The following is a 24,273-nucleotide window of genomic DNA, read 5'->3' as shown; positions in this document are numbered from 1 at the left end:
CGCACAGCCGTACCGGCGCGCTCTGTGCGATACCGCACAGAGCGCGCTGCATCATATCCATTATGGTTCTGTGGCGTCCTGGTGTGACGCCGCGATTGGCTGCGCCGTCGCCCGTCGCTTACGCTACGCGCGCCGGGTCCGTGCGCCACCGGACCGACATGCCTAAGCCGAGAATGCATTGTCTGAAAGGATCGACGCAAACATGGATTCTTTGATGAATAAATCAAATGCGCTTACGCCTGAATGGCTGAGAAAGATCGACGCCTACTGGCGGGCCGCCAACTACCTGTCGGTAGGCCAAATCTACCTCTATGACAACCCCTTGCTGCGTGAACCGCTGACAATCGCCCACGTCAAACCGCTTGTGGTCGGGCACTGGGGGACGGTGCCGGGCCAGAATTTCATCTACGCGCATTTGAATCGCGTCATCAATAAATATGACTTGAACCTGTTCTACGTTAGCGGCCCTGGCCATGGCGGCGCCGCACTGGTGGCTAATGTCTATCTGGAAGGGACTTGGAGCGAGGTCTATCCCGATGTCACGCAGGACCTGGGGGGCCTGAAGACGCTGTTCAAGCAGTTTTCATTTCCCGGGGGTATTTCCAGCCACGTGGCACCGACCACGCCGGGGTCGATCAACGAAGGCGGCGAACTGGGCTACTCGCTCAGCCATGCCTTCGGGGCGGTATTCGACAACCCGGATCTGATCGTGGCGTGCGTGATTGGCGATGGCGAGGCGGAGACGGGTCCATTGGCCGCGTCATGGCATTCGAACAAGCTGCTGAACCCAATCACGGATGGCGCGGTGCTCCCCATCCTGCACCTTAATGGATTCAAAATCAGCAACCCGGCCATCCTGGCGCGAATCGGCCACGAAGAACTCGCGCAATTCCTTTCCGGCTGCGGTTGGATTCCCATTTTCGTCGAAGGCGATGATCCCGCGGCGATGCATCAACGCATGGCCGATGCCACCGACCGCGCAGTCGAACTCATCCGAAAGATCCAGGACGACGCGCGCAATCGCGATGTGAAGACGCGACCGCGATGGCCGGTCATCGTGTTGCGCTCGCCCAAGGGCTGGACCGGGCCGAAAGAGGTGAACGGCGTTCAGATCGAAAACACCTTTCGTTCTCACCAGGTTCCGTTTCCGGTCAATCCGCAATTTCCCGACCACGTGCAATTGCTGGAACGCTGGATGAAGAGTTACCGGCCCGAGGAGCTGTTCGACGAGCACGGCCGCTTGTTCCCCGAGCTTGCCGAGCTGGCGCCCAAAGGCGACCGCCGCATGGGCGCCAATCCTCATGCCAACGGCGGTTTGCTTTTGCGCGCCTTGTTGATGCCTGACTTTCGCGGCTATGCCGTCAATGTGCCGGCGCCGGGCGGGGTGCTAGGGCAAGACACGCTGGTGCTTGGCACCTTCCTCAGAGATGTCGTGAGCCGAAACAAGGCCCCGCGCAATTTTCGGATCTTCGGCCCCGACGAGACCGTATCGAATCTGTTAGGCGCCGTTTTCGAGACCACAAGCCGCCAATGGGATGCCCAGACCTTGGCCAACGACGAGTTCCTGGCGCCTGATGGTCTGGTGCTGGACTCCATGCTCAGCGAGCACCAATGCGAAGGATGGCTTGAGGGGTACCTTTTGACCGGCCGGCATGGCCTGTTCAACAGCTATGAGGCGTTTATCCGCATCGTTGACTCAATGTTCAGTCAGCACGCCAAGTGGCTCAAGGTGACGCGTGAATTGCGCTGGCGCCGCCCCATCGCCTCCTTGAACTATCTACTGGCCTCGCACGTCTGGCAGCAGGATCACAATGGCTTCACGCATCAAGATCCAGGTTTCATCGACCATGTGATCAACAAAAAGGCGGATATCGTGCGCGTGTACCTGCCGCCAGACGCCAACTGCCTCCTATCGGTCACCGATCATTGTCTGCGCAGTCTCAACTACGTCAACGTGGTCATTGCTGGCAAGCATGCGCTGCCGCAATGGTTGACGATGGACCAAGCCGTCACCCATTGCACGCAAGGCATCGGCATCTGGACGTGGGCCAGTAATGACCAGGACGCGGAGCCTGATATCGTCATGGCCTGTTGCGGTGACACTCCCACGCTTGAGGTGCTGGCGGCCGTATCCATCCTGCGCGAGAGCCTGCCCGGCCTGCGGGTACGTGTGATCAATGTGGTGGATCTTATGAAGATTCAATCCGCCAGCGAGCATCCTCATGGGTTGAGCGAGCCCGACTTCGATTCTCTGTTTACCCGCGACAAGCATGTTGTCTTCGCCTTCCATGGATATCCGACGCTGGTGCACCGCCTGACCTACCGCCGCGCGAACCAGAATATTCACGTGCGCGGATACAAGGAAGAGGGCACGATTACGACGCCATTCGACATGCGTGTGCAAAACGACATGGACCGCTTTCATCTTGTGCAGGACGTAGTCGACAGGCTTCCAGCACTGGGTAGTCGGGGCGCCTATCTGAAGCAGGCAATGCAGGACAAGCTGATCGCGCACAAGCAGTACATCAACCAGCACGGCAGGGATATGCCGGAAGTGCTGAACTGGATGTGGAAGCCCTGGGAGCGCGCCGGCTCGGCGTGACCTGGTGCGCTACGTGGGGTAGAGAAGTGCCTTTGCCTCGATTTCACATACAGCAATGCGATGATGGCAGTCGAGGAATATAAACATGGCCAAGAAGGCTACCGTAATCGCATATCCAATGCATGTAAGCGATACACTGGTTTTTCAGCAGTTTCAGGCGATGTGTCATGAATGATTCCAATAATTTTCCGCCGACGCCGCAGGGCGCCACTTCGCCTCGAATTATCGCTATCGGCGCCTCAGCCGGCGCTCTTCACGCATTGAGCCTGTTTTTTCGCGCGGCTTGCGCGATCCCGCAGGATGTCGCCTTTGTCGTGGTGGTTCATCTGGCCCCCGGTGCCGAAAGTCATCTCCCGGAGCTGCTGTCCAAGGACACGTCCTTTGCCGTCTCGGCCATCGAGGACGGTGCAATCCCGCGCTCGGGGAATGTCTATGTTATTCCGCCCAAAGCGTCCGTCATGATCGAGCAAGGCGTATTCCGTTTGCGGCCTGCTGTCGAACGCCCCGCGATTCCGATGCCGATCGATGAGTTCTTCGCCTCGCTTGCCGCGGATCAGCACGATCGCGCGATCGGGATCGTGCTGACTGGCGCGAACGCGGACGGTTCGGCGGGTCTGAGGGCGATCAAGGCCGAAGGCGGCATGATGATGGTTCAAACACCTGATACCGCCGAGCAGGATTCGATGCCCACGCATGCGATCGCCACGGGGCTGGTCGATTATGTGCTGCCGATCGAGCAGATGCCCGAGGTGTTGTTCGACTACATCGCGCGTTCCGGCAGCGGCATTGTGCCTGCCCCCGGCGATGCGAAGGGGCCGGTCGATCTGGAACCGGTTCTCCGGGCGCTGGCGGTCGCCGGTTCCGACTTCCGGGGCTACAAGCGCGGTTCCCTCGAACGTCGAATTGCCCGGCGCATGGCGGTCAATAAAGTCGACAGCCTTGACGCCTATTGCGACATCCTGAGGTCCTCGGGTGAGGAAGCCCAGGCTTTGAGTCAGGACATGATGATTGGCGTGACAGAGTTCTTTCGCGACCCGCAGGCGTGGAAGGCCCTGTCGGAGCAAGTCCTGAGCAGCCTTCTGGATGAGTCCGAAGGCGATCAGCCCCTGCGCGTCTGGGTTCCCGGATGCGCAACAGGAGAGGAAGCCTATTCGATGGCTATATTGCTGACCGAAGCAATCGAGCAACGCAAGTTAAACCGGACCTTCATGATCCTGGCATCCGATGTGAACCGGGTGGCGCTCGCGCGTGCAAGGCAGGGCATCTATCCTCCGGGTGTCGCCTTGTCTGTCGGCCCAACGCGGCTCGCGCGTTTTTTCCGTGCAAGCAACGATGGCTACCAGATTGAGCAGGGGCTGCGCGAAACGATCTTGTTCACGCCACAGAACCTGATTGTCGACCCGCCTTTTTCCCGCGTCGACCTCATCAGTTGCCGCAATCTGCTGATCTACCTCGAGCCGCAAGCACAACAGCGGGTATTCGAGGTCTTTCACTTTGCGCTCAACCCGCAGCGGTATCTGTTTCTGGGAAGGTCGGAAAGTACCGATCCTGATTCCAGCCAGTTCCAGGAAGTCTCAAGAACCTGGCGCATTTACCAGCGCAGTTCAGTTCTCGCGACCGCCTTATCCGGCTACCGGTTCTCGACAGGCACGGAACGCCGCGAAGCATTTCCACCTGCGAGTCGCGTAGGCGTACGCAGCAAAGGCTATGCGGAACTGGTCAACGCTTCCCTGCTCGAGGAGCACAACGCGGCATCAGTGTTGATCAACGCCGCTCACCAGATTCTCTATGTGAGTGGCTCGGCTGACGAGTACCTGAGGCAGCCCGCTGGCGAGCCGACAGGCAATATTCTCGATATGGCGCGTGACGGGCTTCGCCTCAAACTGCGGATCGTCTTGCGCCGAGCGACCCAGGACCACACGGTCTTGCCAGTCAGTGAAATCGTCTCCGACGGGGGGGCATCGGCGGTAAAAATAACGGTGATGCGACCGTTCGACAGAACCCACACAGGCAAAGGATGGCTCGTCATCTTTTCCCGGACACCGATGACTGACCGATCCGTGTCGCCGCTGCCAACCGGGGTGGACTCCGATCTCTGGCACCTGGAGAGCGAGCTTCACACGACCCAGCTCGAACTGGGCAGCACGATCGAAGAGCTGGAAGAGAGCAACAGCGAATTACGCGTATCGAACGAAGAAATCCTTTCGATGAACGAGGAGTTGCGTTCGGCAAATGAAGAACTTGAAACGTCGAAAGAGGAACTGCAGGCCGTTAACGAGCAACTGAATGCGGTCAATTCCCAGCTTGAGCAGAAGGTTCGCCAGCTTGAGGTGCTCAGCGAGGACGTGACGAATCTTCTGGCCAGCATGGAAATTGCCACACTGCTCCTCGATCAGCAGGGCGTGATCAAGCGGTTTACCCCGAGTGCGGGCCGAATTTTCGGTCTGGTTCCTGCCGACATCGGGCGGGCGATCACGAATGTTCTTGGAAATCCTCTGGGAAATGCGCTGCAGGAGGATGTCCGGCGGGTGCTGTCAGCCCAGGCCGGCAAGGCCGGCAAAGATATTGAAACGGTGACAGGGCAGTGGTACTTCCGATGCATCACGCCGTACATTACCGTTCCCGGAACGCCGCCGGCGGGCGTGGTGGTGACTTGGACCGATATTACCCATGTCAAGATCTCGGACGAAAGGTCCCGACGTTTTGCTGCGGCGGTTCAGGATTCGAATGATGCTATGACAGTGTTCGATCTGAATGGAAGCCTGATCGCATGGAACACAGCCGCGACCAAGCTGTATGGCTATACCGAGGCCGAAGCCTTGGGTATGACGGTGTCCGACATGTTGCCGCCGGGCGCCAGGCAGGATCATCTCGATTTCATCCGCCAAGCCGCATGCCACGAGGCGTTGCACTCCTACGAAACCCAGCGGGTCTCCAAGAGTGGTCGCGTGATCGACATCTGGATCACCCTGTCTATTCTTGCGAATAGCCAGGGCAACGTAACGGCTGTCGCGACGACGGAGCGCGAACTCACCGACCGGGGATCGAGCAATGCTCGCCCCCTCTAGGGTGCAGCGCGGGTTGCTCGTGGTCGGCCAGGGCAGCCCGCGCTAACCCGCCAAGTCAGGTTTGGATAGACAAGAGAAAGCCCCTGATTTCAGGGGTTGCGCTCTGTATCCGTACTGCTGACCGCACCGGGCAGATTCTCTCCGCCGGTTGTAAGGCCCCGTCTGCCGTCGGATTCGACGCGGTAATATTCATGAACGGAACTTGCCCAGCCGTGATCCGCCATCGAGGGCCAGCTATCTTTGTGGAATCCCGGGGCATCCTTGATTTTTTCCGACGGGATCGACAACTTGAGGCTTTTTTCCTCGGAATCCGGCGTCAATATGTGCCATGGAATGGCGTACAGCGTGTCACCCATGCCGAGAAATCCGCCACTTGACAGCACGATGTATGCGATCCGGCCCGAATGCATGTCGAGCATGACCTCTTTTACCTTGCCGACGTCCTTGTTATCGGAGCTGTAAACCGTCTCACCGTCGAGTTTGCTGGCCGCGAGTAATCGGTGGCCGTGTGTGTCAACGGCTCCGATGTTCTCGCCTAAAGTCGATGCGCCTTCGGTTAGAGGCGGTTGCGTGCCTGAATTCATGATAGAACCTCCTTGATTGGGTTGGCGAAATCCATGAGAACCGTGCCAGATCTGAGCTTCTTGACTATAGCCGAAGCTTGCTTTTGCTGGTCTTTGTTCATGCACCGGCTCCTTGAATAAAACTGGCTGGTTTCCTGGAGCCAGTTGCCTCGGATCGCCTGGCCAGTATCAGCGCGATGTCGATAGCTCAGACGCAGCTTGAGCCCCAGAGCAGCGTTTGTCGGTCCGGTATCGCACAGCAACAGCGAAGCCGTGAAATCCAGATCACTTGGCGGTTCCCGTGTCTGCATCGTCAGTGTTTCCCGAGCCGCCTAATGCCGGCTACCGAACAGACCTTTGCGCACTCCCCCCGGCATGCTGCATTACTCAGTCCTGAGGCGAAGCGAACGGGCCGATCCGGCAAATTCGCTCAAAGCCGCACAAGCGCCATTCCGGCGACTTGTTCAGGCTACTGTGATTTCTCGGAGATCATCATGAGAAACGCTTTCCCTACATCTGGTATTACCATTAATGACGATTCGGGCTTCGTGCCGGGCGGCGCCGGTGCCATGCGGCGCAAGGCCGTCGTGGATGTCCTGCCTATTCTCAGGCCTTTCAGGCTCGCTGTGTTTGCCTGCGGCATGGCGCTGGCATTGAGCTGCGCCCTGTCTGCGCGCATGGCCGTCGCCCAGCAGTCGACACCGCAGGCACAGAGCGAAAATGACCAAGGCGCTGTTGATCAGACTGAGCATGTGGCCTCGGACAGCTGGATCACCACCAAGGTGAAATCGGAACTCCTTGCCGACAGTGTCAGCAAGGGCTTTGATGTCGGTGTCGAGACTACGCATGGCGTGGTGGCGCTCAGCGGCAAACTTGCCAATTCCGGCGCAATCGACCACGTCAAGCAAATCGCTCAAAGCGTCCAGGGCGTTAAGAGCGTGGATACCTCCGCCCTCAGAGTCGGCACGCCCTGACCCATGGCCTGCGCCTTTTGCACGCCGGTTCCGGCGACTTGCACGCCATGGTTCAGAAAGTGCGCCGCTTGACCGGCTTGCCTTGATATGGCGCGGCCACACCTAGATAGGAATGACGATGCCAACTTCCAGTCATAACGTCGCACGCTTCTCCCAACTTAGGGACGGTCATCCGATACGCGTGGTGGTCGAAAAGGAAAATGTGTTGCTAATCCGAGATGGCGATGCCGTGCATGCCTACGCGGCAGATTGTCCGCATGCCGGTGCGCCGCTGGAGGAAGGTGCCGTCTGCCATGGCCATATCGTCTGTCCGTGGCACAAGGGAATATTCGCGTTGGCCACCGGCGATGTCCTCGAGCCGCCCCCGCTGGTGGCATTGGACCGTTATCCCGTTACGGTCGAGGGCGACAACGTCATGGTAGTGCCCGAAAAGTTATCGTCGCCCGCTGCCTCTGCATCCGCACGCACGGACGATCCGCGCGTGTTCGCGATCATCGGGGCGGGAGCGGCCGGCGGCGCAGCCTGCGCTGGGCTGCGCCGCCGCGGTTTTTCTGGCCGGATCGTGCTGATTGGAAAGGAGCCGCAAGCGCCCTACGATCGCACGTCGCTTAGCAAGTTCGTGCTATCGGGGGAGATGAAGCCGCAGGATGTGCCAGCGTTGTTGCCCGCGGGTTTCATTGCAAATGAGCGGATCGAGCGGATCGTGTCGACGGTATCTCGGCTGGACGCGGGGATTCGTCATATTCACTTTGAAGACGGACGCGAGTTGGCCTATGACGCTGCCCTGCTCGCACCGGGAAGCACGCCGGTCGTACCCGATATGCCCGGCTGCGATCTCGGTAACGTGTACAGGCTCCGCAGTCTGGCCGATGCGTGCGATATCGTCGATGCGGTCCATGATCGATGCCGCGTGGTCATTCTTGGCAGCAGCTTTATCGGACTCGAATCGGCTTGCGCGCTTAGAAAGCGGAACATCGATATCACCGTCGTCTCGACAGACAAAATACCGTTCTCGGTGCAATTCGGCGACCGGATCGGCTCGATGTTCCGGTATCTGCACGAGGATAACGGCGTCGTGTTCAGGCTTGACACAAAGGTGGCTGCTCTCGCCGGAGAAAGCGCGGTGCGCGAGGTCGTTCTCGCAAGCGGAGAACGGCTCGCCGCGGACGTCGTGCTGCTCGGTACGGGTGTGAAGCCCGCAACAGGGTTTGTCGATGGGGTCGCTCTGCAGAAGGACGGCGGCATTACCGTCGATGCGGGCATGTGGGCTACGCCGGGCTTGTATGTGGCCGGCGACATCGCCGTTTTTCCGCTGGATGAAGGCCGTCCGTCGGTGCGGATAGAACACTGGCGTGTTGCGCAGCAGCATGGGCTGATCGCGGCGCGGAACATGTGCGGTGCAAATGAGCGTTACGACAGTGTGCCCTTCTTCTGGACCCACCACTATGGCAAGACTTTCGAATATCTCGGGCACGCCAGTGAGTGGGACGAGATCGTGACCGATGGCGACCTCGATCTTCACGAATTTCTGGCGCTTTTCGTCAAAGACGGAAAAGTCGTCGCGGCGCTCGCCTGCGGGCGCGAGCAACAGACTTCGCGACTGATCGGATTCCTGCGCTCAGGACTGTCTGTGGATCAGGCGCTACGGATCGCCAATGGGCACGATACGGGAAGAGAGGGGAAATTTGCAGCATGAGAGCGATGGCTCCGTACGGGATCGTACCGACATGGATGGCCCGCAAGAGCATGCTTCGAACTCTGCACAGGGCTTCTGCACTTGCAGACTGTCCGATCCACCGCCAAGGAGTGGCTCATGAGTAAAACCAAACCGACGGGCGCCGCCGTCAAGCCGTTCCTGACCGATGTGATCACACTGCGCAACCACGCCCGCAAGCATCTCGAAACCGGCAATGTGACATCGACTTACCGCGGCGACGCCGAGCAGACGATCGCAATTTTGCAGTCGGTGCTTGCGACCGAAATCGTCTGCGTACTGCGCTACACGATGCATGCGGTCTCGGCATCGGGCATCTCGAGCGAAGGGGTCAGGGAGGAATTCGCACAACATGCGAAGGAAGAGCAGGCGCATATGCTGGCCGTCGCGCAGCGCATCAACCAGCTTGGGGGCAGGCCTGATTTCAACCCGGAGGGCCTACTTTCCCGTTCTGCTTCCCAATATGTGGAAGGCGGCAATCTTGTCGAGATGATTCGCGAGAACCTGATTGCCGAACGCATTGCGATCGATCATTACCGGGAGCTTGTCCGTTATTTCTCCGACGACGACCCCGCTACGCGGATCATGCTGGAGGGCATTCTGGTGGTCGAGGAAGAACACGCCAACGATATGCACGATCTTCTGGTCGCCCATGAGGGCATTCCTTCGTTGGTGAATTAAGACGCAAACGCTCGAATGCCGGCAAAGCAGAAAATATTACTTGACTGATCTGGGCTAAAGCCTCATAGTCGACATAGATTTTCAAGCGTTGCGCTTCCAGTGCCGTTGTGTTCGAGTAAAACCGTTCGCCATCATTGTCCATGTGCCTCGTTGAGGATCTCTATTGCGGACGCGTGTCCGTCTCTCATCAAGGAATTTTATGGAAACCGGTATCGTCAAGTGGTTCAACGCCGAGAAGGGCTTCGGCTTCATCATGCCCGAGGGTGGTGGCAAGGATCTGTTTGCTCACTTCTCCGAGATCCAGGGCGGTGGTTTCAAGTCGCTCGAGGAAAATCAGCGCGTGAGCTACGTCGCTGGCCAAGGCCCCAAGGGTCCGCAGGCGACGAAGATTACGCCGCTGTAAGTTTCGCTGCAGATAAATTGCACGCCCAAAGCCCTCGTAAGAGGGCTTTTTGTTTATATGGTGGCGGTAGGCGCTTTGATTCGGCCCACCTGGCCATAGGGGGCGCAGACGCTAATACGGGCTCGATTTTCTCGCCCATCTGGAGTTTCAAATGGTATGTCCGGACTCTCCGGAATAACCCTATTAGATATAGGGTCGTTTATTGTTAACAGGCCTTGGATGGATCTGATGGAACTGCATTATTCGATCCAGAAAGAACGGGATGCTCACACTCAGGGCTGAACCGTTCCTGCGTCCGCGTCGATCGCACGCGGCTTCAGGCACCTCACGGGAATCGGAAAAACAGAGTCAGTTTCGCCAGGGCACGGGATTGAAGGCCCGTTTGGCGGCGTCCAGAAACACACTTTGGCGCATGGTCAGGCCTTGGCGCGTGGGCGTCAAGGCCATTACGGGAGCAGGTTCCAGGCGCCAGGCCGGCAACAGGCGCGTCAGTTTTCCCTTTGCGATCAGCCGCGCGCAATCCCATTCGGATCGCTCCACGATTCCGAGGCCGTCGACAGCCCAGTCTCTGACCACGGTGCCATCGTTCGAGGATAATGCGCTGTGCAGCCGGACTGTTACGGCTTTGTTTGTTCGTTTGCCTGCGGCGTCATATTCAGTGAAACGCAGTCGGGTTAGATCTTGATCGTTCTCTCGCAAGGTGAGGTATTGGCACCGGGTGAGCTCAGTCGGATGCGTGAGTCCGGAGAGCCTGCGCGCAAGCGCAGGGCTTGCGCAAAGGAAACGGTCGTTCGGGGCCAGGAAATGCCCTACCCATGAGGAACCTCTTATATGGCCGATGGAAATGACAGCGTCTGCGCCCGACGCTGCCGTGAGCGGACTCTCGACCAGAATGAGCGAAATCGCGAGATTGGGGTGCGAGCGGTGCAGGTCCCGAACCAGCGGCGCGACATATTCGCGGCCGAACCCGAACGGCGCTACGACGCGCAGATGGCCGCTTACGCCGCTCGACTCTCCGGAAACGCGTGACGGGATGGACTCGATCCGCTCCAGGATTTCGATGGCCTCCTGCACGAGGCGCTGACCTTCGTCCGTGAGGGAAATGCCTCGGGCCGCGCGCGTGGCAAGGCGCATCTGCAACCGGTCTTCGATGCGCTGAAGGCGTACGGTGGCCGCGGGCGGAGTCAGATCCAATAACCTTGCAGCCGCCGCAAGCGATTGCGATGCGCCGAGCGCGCGGAGCAACTGCATGTCTTCTAGCTGAAGCATTAAGTCCTCTTTAATGATTTATTCAATAAATATTAAACACGACAAAAATATTTCTTCCTATAGTGAGAAGCGCGGGTTTGGCCGTCCGCGGGCGCATGACACTGACTCAAGGACATACTGCAATGAATTCGCCTGTTGTTCGTCATCTGATGCAAGCGGGAACGCTGGAAAAGTTCTATATCGACGGCGAATGGGTCGTACCCGAGGGCGATGGCCGATTCGCTGTCGTCTCGCCTTCCACCGAAGACACGCTCTGTGAAATCCCGCTTGGAAACGAGCGCGACGTCGACCGGGCGGTACGCGCGGCGCGCAGGGCTTTCGCAAGCTGGTCGGCGACTTCGCCGCAAGAGCGGGCCGTCTTGCTCGGCCGCATTCATGCCCTGATGTGCGAGCGCGCCGAACTGTTCGCCTTGGCGCTGGCGGCGGAAATGGGCGCGCCCATCAGCTATGCGCGCGCCGCACACGTGCCGCTTGCGGCCGAACATATCCGAGTCGCGCGCGACAATCTGGCAAGCTACCCATTTCGGATTCAGCGCGGCAAGACTGCGGTCGTGCGCGAGCCGATCGGCGTATGTGCGCTGATCACGCCGTGGAACTGGCCCATTTATCAGATCACGGCCAAGGTTGGCCCGGCCCTCGCGGCAGGCTGCACGATGGTCCTGAAGCCGAGCGAGCTCTCGCCGCTGAGCGCCTTGCTGTTTGCGCAGGTCATCGCGCAGGCGGGGGTTCCGGCGGGCGTATTCAACTTGGTAAGCGGCACAGGCCCGCAGGTAGGCGCGGCGCTTGCGGCGCATCCGCAGGTCGATATGGTTTCGATCACTGGCTCGACGCGCGCGGGTGTGCTGGTCGCGCAAGCGGCTGCCCCGACAGTCAAGCGCGTGGCGCAGGAGCTGGGCGGAAAGTCGCCAAACCTGGTGCTGCCCGATGCCGATCTGCCGCGCGCGGTTTCCCTGGGGGTCGCCGCCGCGTTTCGGAATATGGGCCAGTCGTGCAGCGCGCCTACGCGCCTGATCGTGCCGCGCAGCGCTCTGCAGCGGGTCGAAGCGTTGGCCGTGGCGGCAACGAAAGCGATGATCGTGGGCGATCCGTTCGCCGAGGCGACGACGCACGGCCCCCTGGCCAATCGGGCGCAGTTTCATAGGGTCCAGGAGATGATCGGGGCCGGCATCGAAGAACAGGCCAAGCTGATCGAGGGCGGGGCTGGAAGGCCCGCGGGACTGAGCCGGGGCTTCTATGCGCGGCCGACCCTCTTCTCCGACGTTCGCACCGATATGAAGATCGCCCAGGAAGAGATATTCGGGCCGGTCCTCGCCATCCTTCCCTACGACTCGGTCGAAGAAGCGATCACGATAGCGAACGATACGGTTTACGGACTCGGCGCACATGTTCAAGGCGCGGACAAGACACGCTTACGCGCAGTCGCCGCGCGCATACGGTCGGGCCAGGTGCATCTGGACTATCCAGCCTGGGATCCGCAAGCGCCATTCGGCGGATACAAGCAGTCCGGCAATGGCAGGGAGTATGGGATCGAGGGAATGGAAGAGTACATGGAGGTGAAATCGATCCTGGGGTTCTACGATTAGCGGCTGCCGTGCCTGACGCTGCGATAGGCCGCTGCGTGATCAGCGATTGAGGCCCTCAGGCTTGATCTGGTCCGCTCACGACGTGCTGCGTTCGGCGGTTTGAACTCGCTACCAGCCATAGAACCGTGGCCAAGCCTCGACACTGCCGTCGGGGCAGAGGGCTTGATAGACCGGATGCTGCGCGCCTGTGGCGCACGCATGGTTGGGCAGGATGCGCAGGCGTGTCCCGATTGGAAATCGCCGCTCGATCTCCCGGTCAGGCCTACCGGATCGGCTGATGACGCCGTGTTCCTGGTTTGCGCTGCTCATCAGATACCCGTCCTGCACCTGTCCGTCTTCCAGGCAGACGAGCCCATAGCCATAATCGCGCTTCTGGCGCTGGGTGCCACGGTCGCGGCTCATCGCCATCCAGCCTGCATCGACGATGGCCCAGCCTTTCTCCTTCTGGTGGCCGATAACGGTAGTCAACACGCTCAATGCGATCTCGGACGTGTCGTTGACGCCGACGTTATGCATGACCAGATCGAACATGACGTAGACGCCTGCCCGAACTTCGGTCACGCCTTCCAGATGCTCGGCGGCCAGCGCCGTGGGTGTCGATCCGATGCTCACGACGTCGCAATTGTGCCCGGCGGCGCGCAGGCGCTCGGCGGCGCGCACGCAGCCGCAACGCTCCTGTTCGGCTATGCGGACCAATTCTTCATGCTTGTCGTAGTCGTAGCTGGAACCCGCATGCGCCAACACACCGCCCAGGCGCATGCCGCCGTCCGAAAGTGTCGTTGCGACGGCCAGGAGCGTGTCCTCGTCCGGGGCTATGCCTGAACGGTGGCCGTCCACGTCGATCTCGATCCAAACTTCGAAGGGTTCCTTGTGCTCTCGGCCGTAAGCAACGATGGCTTCGGCGCAGGCCACGCTATCGGCGACGATCTTCAGGGCGCAGCCTCTGCGGCGCAGCGCCAGGGCCTGCGGGAGTTTTGTCGGGGCCATGCCGACGGCATAGACGATGTCGTGGATGCCGCATGCGAAAAATTGTTCGGCTTCCTTGAGCGTGGATACCGTGATGCCGTTCGCGCCAGCGTCGATTTGCGTCTTGACCACCTGGGCGCATTTGGTGGTCTTGACGTGCGGCCGGAATCTGACGCCGAGCGCGTTCATGCGTTGTTGCATCCGTTCGATGTTGCGGATCATGCGCGCGACGTCGATCAATGCCGCGGGCGTGTTCAATGACTCCAAATTCATCTATGGCTCCTGGCGATTCGTCGCGCGATCGGTGTCTGGTTCTGTCCTTGCGTAGGCGCAGTAGCCACTATAGGTACTTACCCAGGCGTTGTGCTAAACGACTGTTAAATCGACTGTTAAGACAAAATAAATGACGGCGGCATAATTAACTGGAATTTAACGATGCGTTTATGGGGCATTAAGCACAGAACGGGCATTTCTTCCTATAGTTAGCCGCGGGAAGATCGTCCCGTTTTGGCGTGCGCCCACTGGCAAGACAAGCTCTACGCTACGCAGCGCCTGTTTCTTGCATGGATAGCGTTCGGTTATGAAACGGCAATATTCAGAATGCGGCGCATGATGAGTGAAATACCCTGTAAACGCGCAAAGGAGTGGCGTGTGAATGTTCCCGCATCAACAATGAATCTTCGATATCGAACGTTCACCTTGGCCGACATACCTGCGGCCCATGCGCTTTCCCAAGAGTTTGGCTGGAAACACAGGTTGGAGGACTGGCGATTTTCCGCGGACACCGCCTTGGGGTTCGTGGCCCAGGCGGGCGATGTCGTCGTCGGTACTGCGATGTGCTGGAAGTACGGGGAAGACCGAGCCTCTCTCGGTCACATCATTGTGTCGTCCCGGCTCCAAGGCCGGGGTATCGGCCGCGGGCTGATGGAGAGAGTTCTGCAAGAACTGGACCCGCGGATAACGTTCCTGCATGCGACTGCGGCCGGCAAGCCGCTATATGAAAAGCTCGGTTTCAGCGAGTGTGGATTGTTGGAACAATATCAAGGAAATGTCGGTAAAAGCGTCCCGATTGCGTTGCTCGATGGCGAGCGGCTGCGTGCCGGTTCTCCCGCCGATTTTCCCTATCTCATTGAGTTGTCTGCGCGCGCCTGCGGCCTGGAGCGTCCTGCGCTTTTGTCCGCATTGCTGCGGGAGGGGGAAAGCGTGGTGATCGAGCGCGAAGGCGAGATCATTGGATTTTCCGTGCAGCGCCGCTTCGGTTTGGGGCATGTGATCGGCCCTGTGGTCGCGCAGCACGCGCGCGACGACGATCGTGCAAAGGCTCTGATTGCTTATTGGCTGGCCGCGCGCGAGGGCGATTTCATCCGTATCGACGTCCCTTCGGGAACCCCATCGGGAACCCCATCGGGAACCCGTCTGACAGACTGGTTGAGCAAGCAGGGTTTGATGCGGGTGGACGTCTGTCCGAAGATGGTTCGCAACGCTTCTGCCCAAGCGCACCGTGGCGCTCCCGATCCGGTGTTCCGGCTGTACGGTCTTGTCAGTCAGGCTATGTTGTAGTTTGCGGTATTGCCGCGCAATCAATAGGAGCTAAAGTGACTGGGCCTCTTGTACTGCACTGTGCCGATGACACGCCTGTCTCGTCCTCCGGGAGGGCGAACCGACTCGGGGCGCCTGGATCGGGTGCAAAAGCAGCCATCGCATGGCGAAGTTCCACGTGCTCCAGGACGTCCAGGCCCTGATCGAGAGAATGACCATGTCCCCACCGCTGCGCCATATATCTACTTCCCCCACGCTGCCGGCCTCGGCCGACGTGGTTGTCATTGGGGGCGGCATCATCGGCGCCTTCACCGCCTACTACCTGGCCCAGCGCGGGCTTTCGGTCGCTTTGGTCGAAAAAGGGCGGATCGGCGCCGAGCAGTCGAGCCGCAATTGGGGCTGGTGCCGGCAGCAAAACCGCGACGCCCGCGAATTGCCGATGGCAAGCAAGAGCCTTGATCTCTGGGAGCGTTTTTCCGCCGCGTCCGGCGAAGACGCCGGTTTTCATCGCTGCGGGCTTTTGTATCTCAGCAACGACGAGGCCGAGTTGTCCCGGTGGGCCAGCTGGGGCGACTTTGCGAAGACCGCGGGTGTGACCACCTATATGCTCGATAGCCGGCAGGCAACAGAGCGGGGGCAGGCGACCGGCCGGACATGGAAAGGCGGTGTCTTCTCGCCCAGCGACGGCACGGCCGATCCCGCGAAGGCGGCGCCTGCCGTGGCTGCCGCGCTCATCAAGCTCGGCGGCAGCGTCAACCAGTTCTGCGCGGCGCGCGGCCTGGAGCTGGAGGGCGGACGGGTCAGCGGTGTCGTGACGGAGGCGGGAGTCATCAAGACCCGCACGGCCGTGCTCGCGGGCGGTGCATGGGCGTCCGCGTTCTGCCGCCAACTCGGCATCCGTTTTCCCCAGGCGTCGATCCGCCAATCCATTCTCAGCGTGCTCCCAGTGGAGCAGGGGCTGCCGGATGCGCTGTTCACGTCGGGTGTGTCCCTGACGCGCCGCGACGACGGACGCTACGCGCTGGCCATCAGCGGTCGCGCGCGCGTGGACGTGACGCCGCAGCTGCTGCGATTCGCTCCGCAGTTCTTTCCTATGTTCGCCAAGCGCTGGCGCAGCCTTCTCCCCGGAGGGTTGGAGGGCATTCGTGGCGGCCATGAAACCCTGCGGCGCTGGCGGCTCGATGCCCCGACGCCCATGGAGCGGGTGCGCATCCTCGATCCGAAGCCCGATCCGTACACCATCAGGGAAACCTATCGGCGTGGCGTCGAACTGCTGCCCGAGCTTCGGGCGGCAAAGATCACGCATGCGTGGGCCGGTTTCGTCGACAGCACGCCGGATGGCGTTCCCGGCATCGGTGAAGTTCCCGGCGTGCCGGGATTGATCCTGGCGGCTGGTTTTTCCGGCCATGGTTTCGGGATAGGCCCCGGCGCAGGGCACTTGATCGCCGATATTGCCTCAGGCGCGAAGCCGATCGTGGACCCCGTGCCGTATCAACCCGGCCGATTCGACGGCTCGGCATGGGGTAAGGTTGCCGATTTTTAGGTGGGTCTGTCCTCAATCATGTCTGTGGGTGAAACGTCAGCTTATGGACATTTCCAGTCACCGAGACTTCATCGCCCTGTAATTCCGGCGTCATTGCCCGGACGCTAGAGTCACCCGCACAAAAGCCGGCCTCAACCGAGGCCGGCAGACCGGGAGATGGTAATGGCGTCGCAATCTTTCTCGCTGCTCGATGAGCAAAAATTCAAGGGCTTTCATTGGCTCGCGCTGTTCACGACGGGCATGGGCGTATTTACAGACGGCTACGACCTAGCCTCGATCGGCGTCGTGCTGCCGCTGGTGCTTGCCTCCTTCGGCATCGACCATCTGACGGGCTTCGAGACCAGTGCGCTCGCTGGCTCCGCACTGGTGGGGGCAGCGGTCGGCGCACTGATTTTCGGCGCGCTGGCGCAGAAGGGGCGCAAGCGCTATTACGGCCTGGACGTCATGCTGATGGCCGTCGCAGCCCTCGCGCAGATTTTCGCGCCCAATCTCTGGAGCCTGATCGCGATCCGCTTCATCCTGGGCATCGGCATCGGCGCCGACTATGTGCTCTCGCCCACGATCATGGCCGAACACGCCAACCGGCGCGACCGCGGCAAGAAGATCGGCATTGGCTTTGGTGTGATGTGGTCGCTCGGTGCGGTGTTCGCGGCGCTGCTTAACGTGGTCCTGAGCGCGGCTGGCGTTTCGCATGATCTGCAATGGCGTATCGTGCTGGCCTTCGGCGCGGTGCCGGCGCTCTCGGTGCTCTACCTGCGGCGCAAGATGCCCGAGACGGCGCGCTATCTGGGCCGGGTCGCGGGCGATGCGACGGGCGCGCGGGCCGTCGTGGCGCGGATCACGGGCGACGCGTCCCCCGTCGCGCCGATGTTGGACCGACGCCAATGGCGCGCGGTGTTCGCGCTGCATGCACCGGCCATTTTCAGCGCCGCATTGCTGTGGATGCTGTTCGACATCGTGGTGTACTCGGGCATTCTGTTCGGGCCGTCGCTGATCGCGCAAGGACTCGGGCTTGCGCCGACCACCTTCGCGCTGCTGACTTCCTTCGTTTTCACCTTGCCAGGCTGCCTGATCGGGGTGGCGCTGATCGACCGCATCGGCCGCAAGCAGCTTCAGGCGGCTGGCTTTGCGCTCGCCGCGCTCATGCTCGCGCTGTTCGCGTATTTTCAGAAGGACGTGGCGGGGACTCCGCTGCTGGGCCTGTTTCTGTTCGGTCTATACAGCCTGACCATCACCGCCGGGCCCAACACGGTGGCCGGTACCGGAATCCTCGGCGTCGAGCTCAGCCCCACGCGGGTGCGCACCATCGGCCAGTCGATCACGGTGGTCGGCGGCCGGATCGGCGCCTCGATCTCCGCGTTTCTGTTTCCCCTGCTGTTCGGGACAATCGGCGAAACTGGGGTGATCTACCTGCTCGCGTGCATCTCGGTCATCGGAGCCATCTGCACCCTGTTGCTCATTCCCGAGACGGCGAGCCGTTCGCTCGAGGAGATCAATTCGGATGGCGACGCCGATCTGGCGCGTGTCGTCGTGACGAAGTAGCCCGCCAAACAGGCCGGCCAGGCTTGCCCGCCGGCTAGGATACCAGCGCGCGCAGGGCTTCGAAGCAGGGTCCGTCGATGGCTTTGCCGACCTCGCCGTCCATGATGGCGAGCGCTTTCTGCACTGGCATGGCGGCGCGGTAGGGGCGGTCGGCGGTCAGGGCGTCGTAGAAGTCGGCAACGCTGATAATGCGGGCCTCCGGGGCGATCATCTGTGCGTTCAGCCCCAGGGGATAGCCCTTGCCGTCCAGGCGCTCGTGATGGGCGCTGGCGATGCCGGCCATCTCGCGCAAGGGTCCGATGCGCGAAAGAATGGCCATGGTATGGCTGGCGTGGCCGCGCATTTCCACCCATTCGTCGTCATCGAGTTTGTCCGGTTTTTCCAGGATGCGGCTGGAAACTCCGAGCTTGCCGACATCATGCAGCACTGCGGCGCGGCGCAGATTGCGCAGGGCGCTGCCCGAGAAGCCCAGCGCTTGTCCCAGGGCCGTGGCGTAGTTTCCGACGCGATTGGAGTGGCCGCCAGTGTAGGGGCTTTTGGCGTCGATCACGGCGCCGAAGGCATCGGCGATGGCGTCCAGATAATCTTCGTCCACCGTTACCCGATGTTCCTCGGGCTCGAGTGCGTGGATGTAGCGTTCGAGGTCGGGGTCGTTGAGCTCGCTCCAGAACTCGGGCTGGGCGCCCAGGCGCAGGAATGCGTCGGCCAGTTCGGGGTCGAGCCAGGTGCCGCGCCGGGCCATTACCTCGGCACACGCGGCCTCGGGGCCTTCGGCTTTCTGGAAAACATCGGTAATCTGCGCCAGGAGCGCGAGGCGCGCGGGCAGGGGAATGGCGTTGCCGGCCACGCCTACGGGTTTGCCGCTGCCATCCCAATGCTCATCGAGCGCGGCGATGGACTGGGCCACGTTTTCGGAAAATCGCAGCCGGCGGGCGATATCGGCGCCGCGGGTGCAGCGGGTCTGGATCAGGTCGGTGGCGATGCGGTTGCCGTCGCTCAGGATATGCGCAATGGCACGGGCGCGTAAGGTAAATGGCGACTTGGCGCCCGTGCGCTTGAAAACGAAACCGAGCGTCGGGCCCAATCCCTGGCCGATCCGCTTGAAGTCGTACTTGAAGACGCGGTCGTCGGCGAGATAGAGTTCTGCGATACGCGCGGCGTTGCTGGAGCAGCCCAGATCCTTGAGCAAGGTGGCATAGTAGACCGTGCGGCGATCGGCCGCGGGCAAGCCCAGCGTCTGGGCCACGCGGCTGGCGATCCAGCAGGCTCGCAGCGAATGGCCCGCGGGTTGTCCCTCGGTCAGGTCCAGCGCGTAGGAGAACGCGCCCAGCAATTCACTCAGCGATGTGGTGAGCGTGTCGGTTCCCGCGGCGTCGACAGCGTTCGCAAAGGCGTGGTGCAAGAAGGCCTCCGGTCAGACCAGCCAGGCCCGCCGGGGGTCGCATCGGGGCGCGGCTGCGAGGTTGGGATGTCGCCATACTAACCCCTCTTTGTGCTTGTGATTCATGTATTGCGGCTTTACTTCCGGCAATAGGATCAAGCCGCTTTGGTCGTAAATGGTCGGCCTTGTTGGAATAATCCACCATAAATCCAATCAGCCGCTATACCCGCGCACCGATATTCACCATCCAGCTATGGCCTCGATGCCCGTTCCTCCCCGACAACCGCTGCGTTCCGATCTGGTCCGCTCCCCGCGCCTGAAGCTCCTGATTCGCGGGGGATTCATGACCTTGATCCTCCTGATGGCGCTGGTGTCCGGGGCAGTCCTGGTCGAATTGCACGAGCAGATGGCGCAGCGGCTGGAGAATACGACTCATAGCCTTGCCCAGTCGGTCACGCAGACCTTCGACGGCCTGCTCGATACCGTCGACGTGGCGCTGCTGTCGCTTGCCGACGGCCTCGATCAGGACGATGACCTCCAACTGCGCTCCGCCGCCGTGACCCAGGCCTTGCGGCGCCAGCAGTCGCGCATACCGGGGATCGCCGGTTTCCGCATTACCGACGACCAGGGGCGGATCATCAACAGCAGCACTCCCACCTCGGTCTTTGTTCGGCTGGCCGATCGCGATTTTTTCGTGCGGCTGCGAGCCGACCCGTCGGCCGGCCTGGTCGTGGGCGGGCCGGTAATCGGCCGCGTCACGGGCAAATGGGTGTGGACCTTCGCGCGGCGCTTTAACCATCCCGACGGGACGTTCGGCGGCGCCGTATACGCGGCCATCAACGTCAAAGAAGTCGAGAAAATGCTGGGCAAGATCAGAATGGAAGCAGGCGGTTCGCTCGCCTTGCGCGACGCCGACCTGAGACTGATCGCGCGCCATACCTTCGGCTCCAGGAATCCGACGCCGATCGGTACCAAAAAGGTAAGCAACACCATGTTGACGGCCCTGAAGGCCAACAGCGCCGAAGGCGGCTACATCAGCGATGCCAACAGCCTGGATCCGGAACGCCGCTACTACTTTTACCTGCGCAGTCAGCGCTACGGTTATCTTGCCAACGTCGGGCTCAGCGAGAAATCCGCGTTCGCGACCTGGCGCCGTCAGGCCTGGCTTGTCGCCATCCTGATAATTTCGGCCGGCGCGGTGCTGATGGTGCTGGCCGAGCTGCTGATCCGCGCGCTTGTCAGGCAGGGCCAGTTCATCGCGTCGCTGGAGGCTGGGCGGATCGCGCTGGACCAAAGAAACCGGGCCTTGGTCGCGGCCGAGGCGGACATGTGGCGCGCCGCGAACTTCGACGAGCTGACGGGTTTGCCGAACCGGCGCCTTTTCTCCGACCGGCTCGAACAGAAGATTCGAGACGTCAAGCGCAATCGGTCGTCGCTGGCGGTCCTGTTCATTGACATCGATCGTTTCAAGGAAGTCAACGACACCTTGGGCCATGATGTCGGAGACCAATTGCTCATCGAGGCGGCAAATCGCATCACCGCCTCGGTGCGGGCGAGCGATACCGTTGCCAGGCTTGGCGGCGACGAGTTCACCGTCATTCTGTTCGGTGTCGTGGAGACAGGCGACATCGGGCAGATCGCCCAGAAGGTCATCGACGCTCTTTCGGTGCCGTATACCTTGCAAGGCGCGGCGGTCTATGTCTCTGCCAGCATCGGCATTGCCAAGCTGCCGGACGATGCGGCGACGCTGGTCGAATTGCTCAGGAACGCGGATCAGGCGATGTACGTCGCCAAGAGTGCCGGACGCCATTGCTTTCGGTTCTTCTCGGGCACGATGCAGGAGCAAGCGCTGGCGCGTATGCGCATGGCCAGCGACCTGCGCGTGGCGGTCGAGGCCAGGCAACTGCAGGTCCACTACCAGCCTATCGTTGATCTGCGCACCGGCCGGGTGATGAAGGCCGAGGCGTTGGTGCGCTGGCATTGTCCGGGCCGCGGTATGGTGTCCCCGGACGCGTTCATTCCGGTCGCCGAAGACACCGGGCTGATCCATCCGTTGGGCGATTGGGTCTTCGAGGAGGTGGTGGGCCAGATCAAGCGCTGGCGGGCGCTGTATGGCTGCGACTTCCAGATCAGCGTCAACAAGTCGCCGATCCAGTTCGCGGCCGATCCGGCGAGCCGCGCCCGCCAGGGCCGGCAAGGCTGCAACTGGCTCGATATCCTGCACGCCGAGGGCCTGCCTGGGAGATGCGTCGTGGTGGAAATCACCGAAGGCGCTCTGATGCAGTCCGACGGCAACGTTATGGCGGTCCTGCAGGCTTTCCAGGAGGAAGGCGTTCAGGTCGCCATCGATGACTTCGGCACTGGCTATTCGGCGCTGTCCTATCTGAAGAAGTTCGACGTCGATTATCTGAAGATCGACCAATTGTTCATCCGGAATTTGAGCGCCGGGTCAACCGATTTGATGCTCTGCTGCGCGATGATCGAGATGGCCCACAAGCTGGGTATCACTGTCGTCGCGGAAGGCGTGGAGACGCGTGATCAATTGGACCTGCTGGTCGAGATCGGCTGCGATTTCGTGCAGGGCTATTGGCTCGGTCGGCCCATGCCGCCCACTGCGTTCGAGGATTTCATGCGTGAACAGGGCCGCGCGTAGCAGCCCTGTTCACGCATGAAATTCGACGGCCGCCTGTCGGGATTTTTACCTGTTTGGTGGTGCAGTCGATGACTTGTCGGTGCCCTGGAGCGATACCTTGTGCAAGCGGGTCCTGGACCAGGGGCAGTTCTTTACAACTGATATCGGCGCATGCTGGGCGGAGTCCGATTCGGCGCGCAGGCTCGGTATTCATGCCTATCTGAGCACGCCCGTGAAGCTGGCCGACGCCTTGATGTACAAGGTCAAGAAAGCGCGCAGGTCCGGCCGCGCGCCGGCGGGCCAGGCAGCCGCGGGCAAGGTCCTGATTTCGCCGATTCTGCTATTTGGCGATTGCCTGCGCCAGAAGCTGGACCCCTTCCTGGATCTGGGCGACGGTCAGGCTGGCATACCCCAGGATGAACCCCGCAGGCCGGGGCGCTCCATGCAATGCCGGCTGCGCGAACAACGGCGCGACAGGATAGATGCCCACGCCTTTGCCGCGGGCCGCGGCCGCCAGCGCGGCTTCGTCGCGCGTGTCGAGAAAGGGCAGCCACAGCACCACATGCAGTCCTGCCGCGGTGCCATGCACACGGGCATCCGCGGGCAGATATCGATCGACCGCCTCCAGCAGCGCGGCGCGGCGGCGCTCGTTTTCGCGGCGCATCCGGCGCACATGGCGCTCATAAGCGCCATCGCCTATCAAGGTGGCCAGCGCCTGCTGTTCCAGCGCAGGCGCATGCCGGTCGGCCAGCCGCTTGGCCTGCCGGAAGACGGGTACCAGGGCGTGCGGCAACACCAGATAGCCAAGCCGCAGCTGGGGCGACAGCGCTTTGGAGAACGTGCCGATATAGATGACGCGTCCTTGCGTATCGATGGACTGCAAGGCGTCGATGGGACGCTGCCCGTAGCGGAATTCGCCGTCGTAGTCGTCTTCGATGATCCAGGCCCGCCGGTGTTGCGCCCAGCGCAGCAGTTCCAGGCGGCGTCCGATCGGCAGCACGCCTGCGAGCGGGAACTGATGCGACGGCGTCACATAGGCCAGCCGCACCTGCTCGTCGTCAGGCAGGCGGTCCGTGTCGATGCCGTGCGGGTCCACCGGCACCGGCAGCAGGCGGGCGCCGGTGGCCTCAAAGCATAGCCGTGCCATGAGGTAGCCGGGATTCTCGAAGGCGAAGGCATCGCCGGTATCCAGCAGGAGCCGCGCGCACAGGTCGATGGCCTGCTGGGAACCATGCACCACCAGGATTTGTTCTGCATCGCAGGCAATGCCCCGGGCGCGGCGCAGATAGCCCTGTAGCGCGCGCCTCAGCGACGGGTCTCCCTCGCTGGGGATGTAGGATAGGCACTGCTGCTGGCACAGCAGCGCAGCCTGATAGGCGCGCCGCCAGGCCAGCGTTGGGAAATCCCGCGAAGCCAGTGCGCCGTACAGGAAATCGTAGCGGGCGGGTTCGTCGCGAAGCAGAGCCGGCATTTTCATGTCCGCTACCCGGCGGCCGAAAGCGGACCAGGACAGCGCGGCTGCGGGCTGCCGGCTTGCCGCCGGCCGGACGGGAAGCGGCGCGGCCAGGGTGCCGGTCACGCGGGCAGCCCGGCCCGGAGCGGTCGCCAGGAACCCCTCTGCGGCGAGTTGCTCATAGACGGCCGTGACCGTGGTTCGCGACACACTCAGTTCCGTCGCCAGTGCCCGGGTGGACAGGACCCGTGAGCCTGGAGCGAGCGTACCGTCGTCCATCTGGCTGCGCAGCAGATCGTAGATACGGCGTCCGGCGCCGGTTGCAGCGGGGCGTGTCGAACTGGCGGGCATGACTGGACC

At 61.5% G+C, this 24,273-nt stretch carries 17 protein-coding genes; 11 read left to right on the top strand and 6 right to left on the bottom strand.

The features are described from left to right. Nucleotides 1-214: 214 nt before the first annotated feature. Both H143_RS0103155 and H143_RS0103150 read left to right on the top strand, forming a co-directional pair. A complete protein-coding gene (locus H143_RS0103155; RefSeq protein ID WP_196801274.1) occupies nt 215-2,602 on the top strand; it encodes a phosphoketolase in 2,388 nt (795 codons plus the stop codon). 167 nt (nt 2,603-2,769) lie between these two features. Continuing rightward, entirely contained in the window at nt 2,770-5,670 is a 2,901-nt protein-coding gene (locus tag H143_RS0103150) for a CheR family methyltransferase (RefSeq protein ID WP_019936775.1), read from the top strand. 89 nt (nt 5,671-5,759) lie between these two features. Here H143_RS0103150 and H143_RS19865 read toward each other — a convergent pair whose 3' ends face one another. After that, the gene (locus H143_RS19865; RefSeq protein WP_019936774.1) at nt 5,760-6,254 is read right to left on the bottom strand and encodes a PRC-barrel domain-containing protein; all 495 of its coding nucleotides are present in this window, start codon (nt 6,252-6,254) and stop codon (nt 5,760-5,762) included. Then, nucleotides 6,251-6,544, bottom strand: coding sequence for a hypothetical protein (locus H143_RS0103140; RefSeq protein WP_019936773.1), 294 nt, complete (start codon nt 6,542-6,544; stop codon nt 6,251-6,253). The genes H143_RS19865 and H143_RS0103140 overlap by 4 nt, the downstream gene beginning before the upstream one ends. Before the next feature lie 183 nt (nt 6,545-6,727). Between H143_RS0103140 and H143_RS22635 the strand changes: the two genes are divergently transcribed. The 4 genes from H143_RS22635 (at nt 6,728) to H143_RS0103120 (ending at nt 10,005) form a co-directional block, all read left to right on the top strand. Continuing rightward, nucleotides 6,728-7,207 carry a BON domain-containing protein gene (locus tag H143_RS22635; protein WP_019936772.1) on the top strand — a complete coding sequence of 160 codons (480 nt, stop codon included), beginning with the start codon at nt 6,728-6,730 and terminating at the stop codon, nt 7,205-7,207. Nucleotides 7,208-7,325: 118 nt separating this feature from the next. Next, a complete protein-coding gene (locus H143_RS19860; protein ID WP_196801273.1) occupies nt 7,326-8,903 on the top strand; it encodes an FAD-dependent oxidoreductase in 1,578 nt (525 codons plus the stop codon). 117 nt (nt 8,904-9,020) lie between these two features. Further along, complete coding sequence (locus tag H143_RS0103125) at nt 9,021-9,602, top strand: bacterioferritin (protein WP_019936770.1); 582 nt, start codon at nt 9,021-9,023, stop codon at nt 9,600-9,602. A gap of 199 nt (nt 9,603-9,801) precedes the next feature. After that, nucleotides 9,802-10,005: a cold-shock protein gene (locus tag H143_RS0103120; protein ID WP_019936769.1), complete on the top strand. Its 204-nt coding sequence runs from the start codon at nt 9,802-9,804 to the stop codon at nt 10,003-10,005. Nucleotides 10,006-10,353: 348 nt separating this feature from the next. Here the strand turns inward: H143_RS0103120 and H143_RS0103115 are convergent, their stop codons facing one another. Then, nucleotides 10,354-11,274 carry a LysR substrate-binding domain-containing protein gene (locus tag H143_RS0103115; RefSeq protein ID WP_019936768.1) on the bottom strand — a complete coding sequence of 307 codons (921 nt, stop codon included), beginning with the start codon at nt 11,272-11,274 and terminating at the stop codon, nt 10,354-10,356. 122 nt (nt 11,275-11,396) lie between these two features. Here H143_RS0103115 and H143_RS0103110 point away from each other — a divergent pair, with 122 nt between their 5' ends. Further along, entirely contained in the window at nt 11,397-12,857 is a 1,461-nt protein-coding gene (locus H143_RS0103110; RefSeq protein WP_026349671.1) for an aldehyde dehydrogenase family protein, read from the top strand. A gap of 108 nt (nt 12,858-12,965) precedes the next feature. On the opposite strand, the gene H143_RS0103105 is transcribed toward H143_RS0103110, so the two are convergent. Further along, entirely contained in the window at nt 12,966-14,096 is a 1,131-nt protein-coding gene (locus H143_RS0103105) for a DSD1 family PLP-dependent enzyme (protein ID WP_019936766.1), read from the bottom strand. A 399-nt stretch (nt 14,097-14,495) separates the two neighbouring features. Here H143_RS0103105 and H143_RS0103100 point away from each other — a divergent pair, with 399 nt between their 5' ends. The 3 genes from H143_RS0103100 to H143_RS0103090 all read left to right on the top strand — a co-directional run bounded on the left by H143_RS0103100 (nt 14,496) and on the right by H143_RS0103090 (nt 18,447). Next, nucleotides 14,496-15,383 carry a GNAT family N-acetyltransferase gene (locus H143_RS0103100; protein ID WP_019936765.1) on the top strand — a complete coding sequence of 296 codons (888 nt, stop codon included), beginning with the start codon at nt 14,496-14,498 and terminating at the stop codon, nt 15,381-15,383. Between the two features lie 196 nt (nt 15,384-15,579). Beyond that, nucleotides 15,580-16,905 carry an FAD-binding oxidoreductase gene (locus H143_RS0103095; RefSeq protein WP_026349669.1) on the top strand — a complete coding sequence of 442 codons (1,326 nt, stop codon included), beginning with the start codon at nt 15,580-15,582 and terminating at the stop codon, nt 16,903-16,905. 162 nt (nt 16,906-17,067) lie between these two features. Continuing rightward, nucleotides 17,068-18,447, top strand: coding sequence for an MFS transporter (locus tag H143_RS0103090; protein WP_019936763.1), 1,380 nt, complete (start codon nt 17,068-17,070; stop codon nt 18,445-18,447). Nucleotides 18,448-18,481: 34 nt separating this feature from the next. Here H143_RS0103090 and H143_RS0103085 read toward each other — a convergent pair whose 3' ends face one another. Next, complete coding sequence (locus H143_RS0103085) at nt 18,482-19,849, bottom strand: HD-GYP domain-containing protein (protein WP_019936762.1); 1,368 nt, start codon at nt 19,847-19,849, stop codon at nt 18,482-18,484. Between the two features lie 322 nt (nt 19,850-20,171). Here H143_RS0103085 and H143_RS21530 point away from each other — a divergent pair, with 322 nt between their 5' ends. Further along, nucleotides 20,172-22,481, top strand: a complete 2,310-nt coding sequence (locus H143_RS21530) for a bifunctional diguanylate cyclase/phosphodiesterase (RefSeq protein WP_196801272.1) — start codon at nt 20,172-20,174, stop codon at nt 22,479-22,481. Between the two features lie 319 nt (nt 22,482-22,800). Here H143_RS21530 and H143_RS0103070 read toward each other — a convergent pair whose 3' ends face one another. Then, nucleotides 22,801-24,264: a PLP-dependent aminotransferase family protein gene (locus H143_RS0103070; RefSeq protein ID WP_019936759.1), complete on the bottom strand. Its 1,464-nt coding sequence runs from the start codon at nt 24,262-24,264 to the stop codon at nt 22,801-22,803. Nucleotides 24,265-24,273 lie beyond the last annotated feature (9 nt).

The sequence above is a fragment of the Bordetella sp. FB-8 genome, from assembly GCF_000382185.1.
In the GTDB taxonomy this organism is placed as follows: domain Bacteria; phylum Pseudomonadota; class Gammaproteobacteria; order Burkholderiales; family Burkholderiaceae_B; genus Bordetella.
The sequence above is the reverse complement of the archived record's forward strand: the minus strand, read 5'-3'. Positions and strand labels throughout refer to the sequence as shown.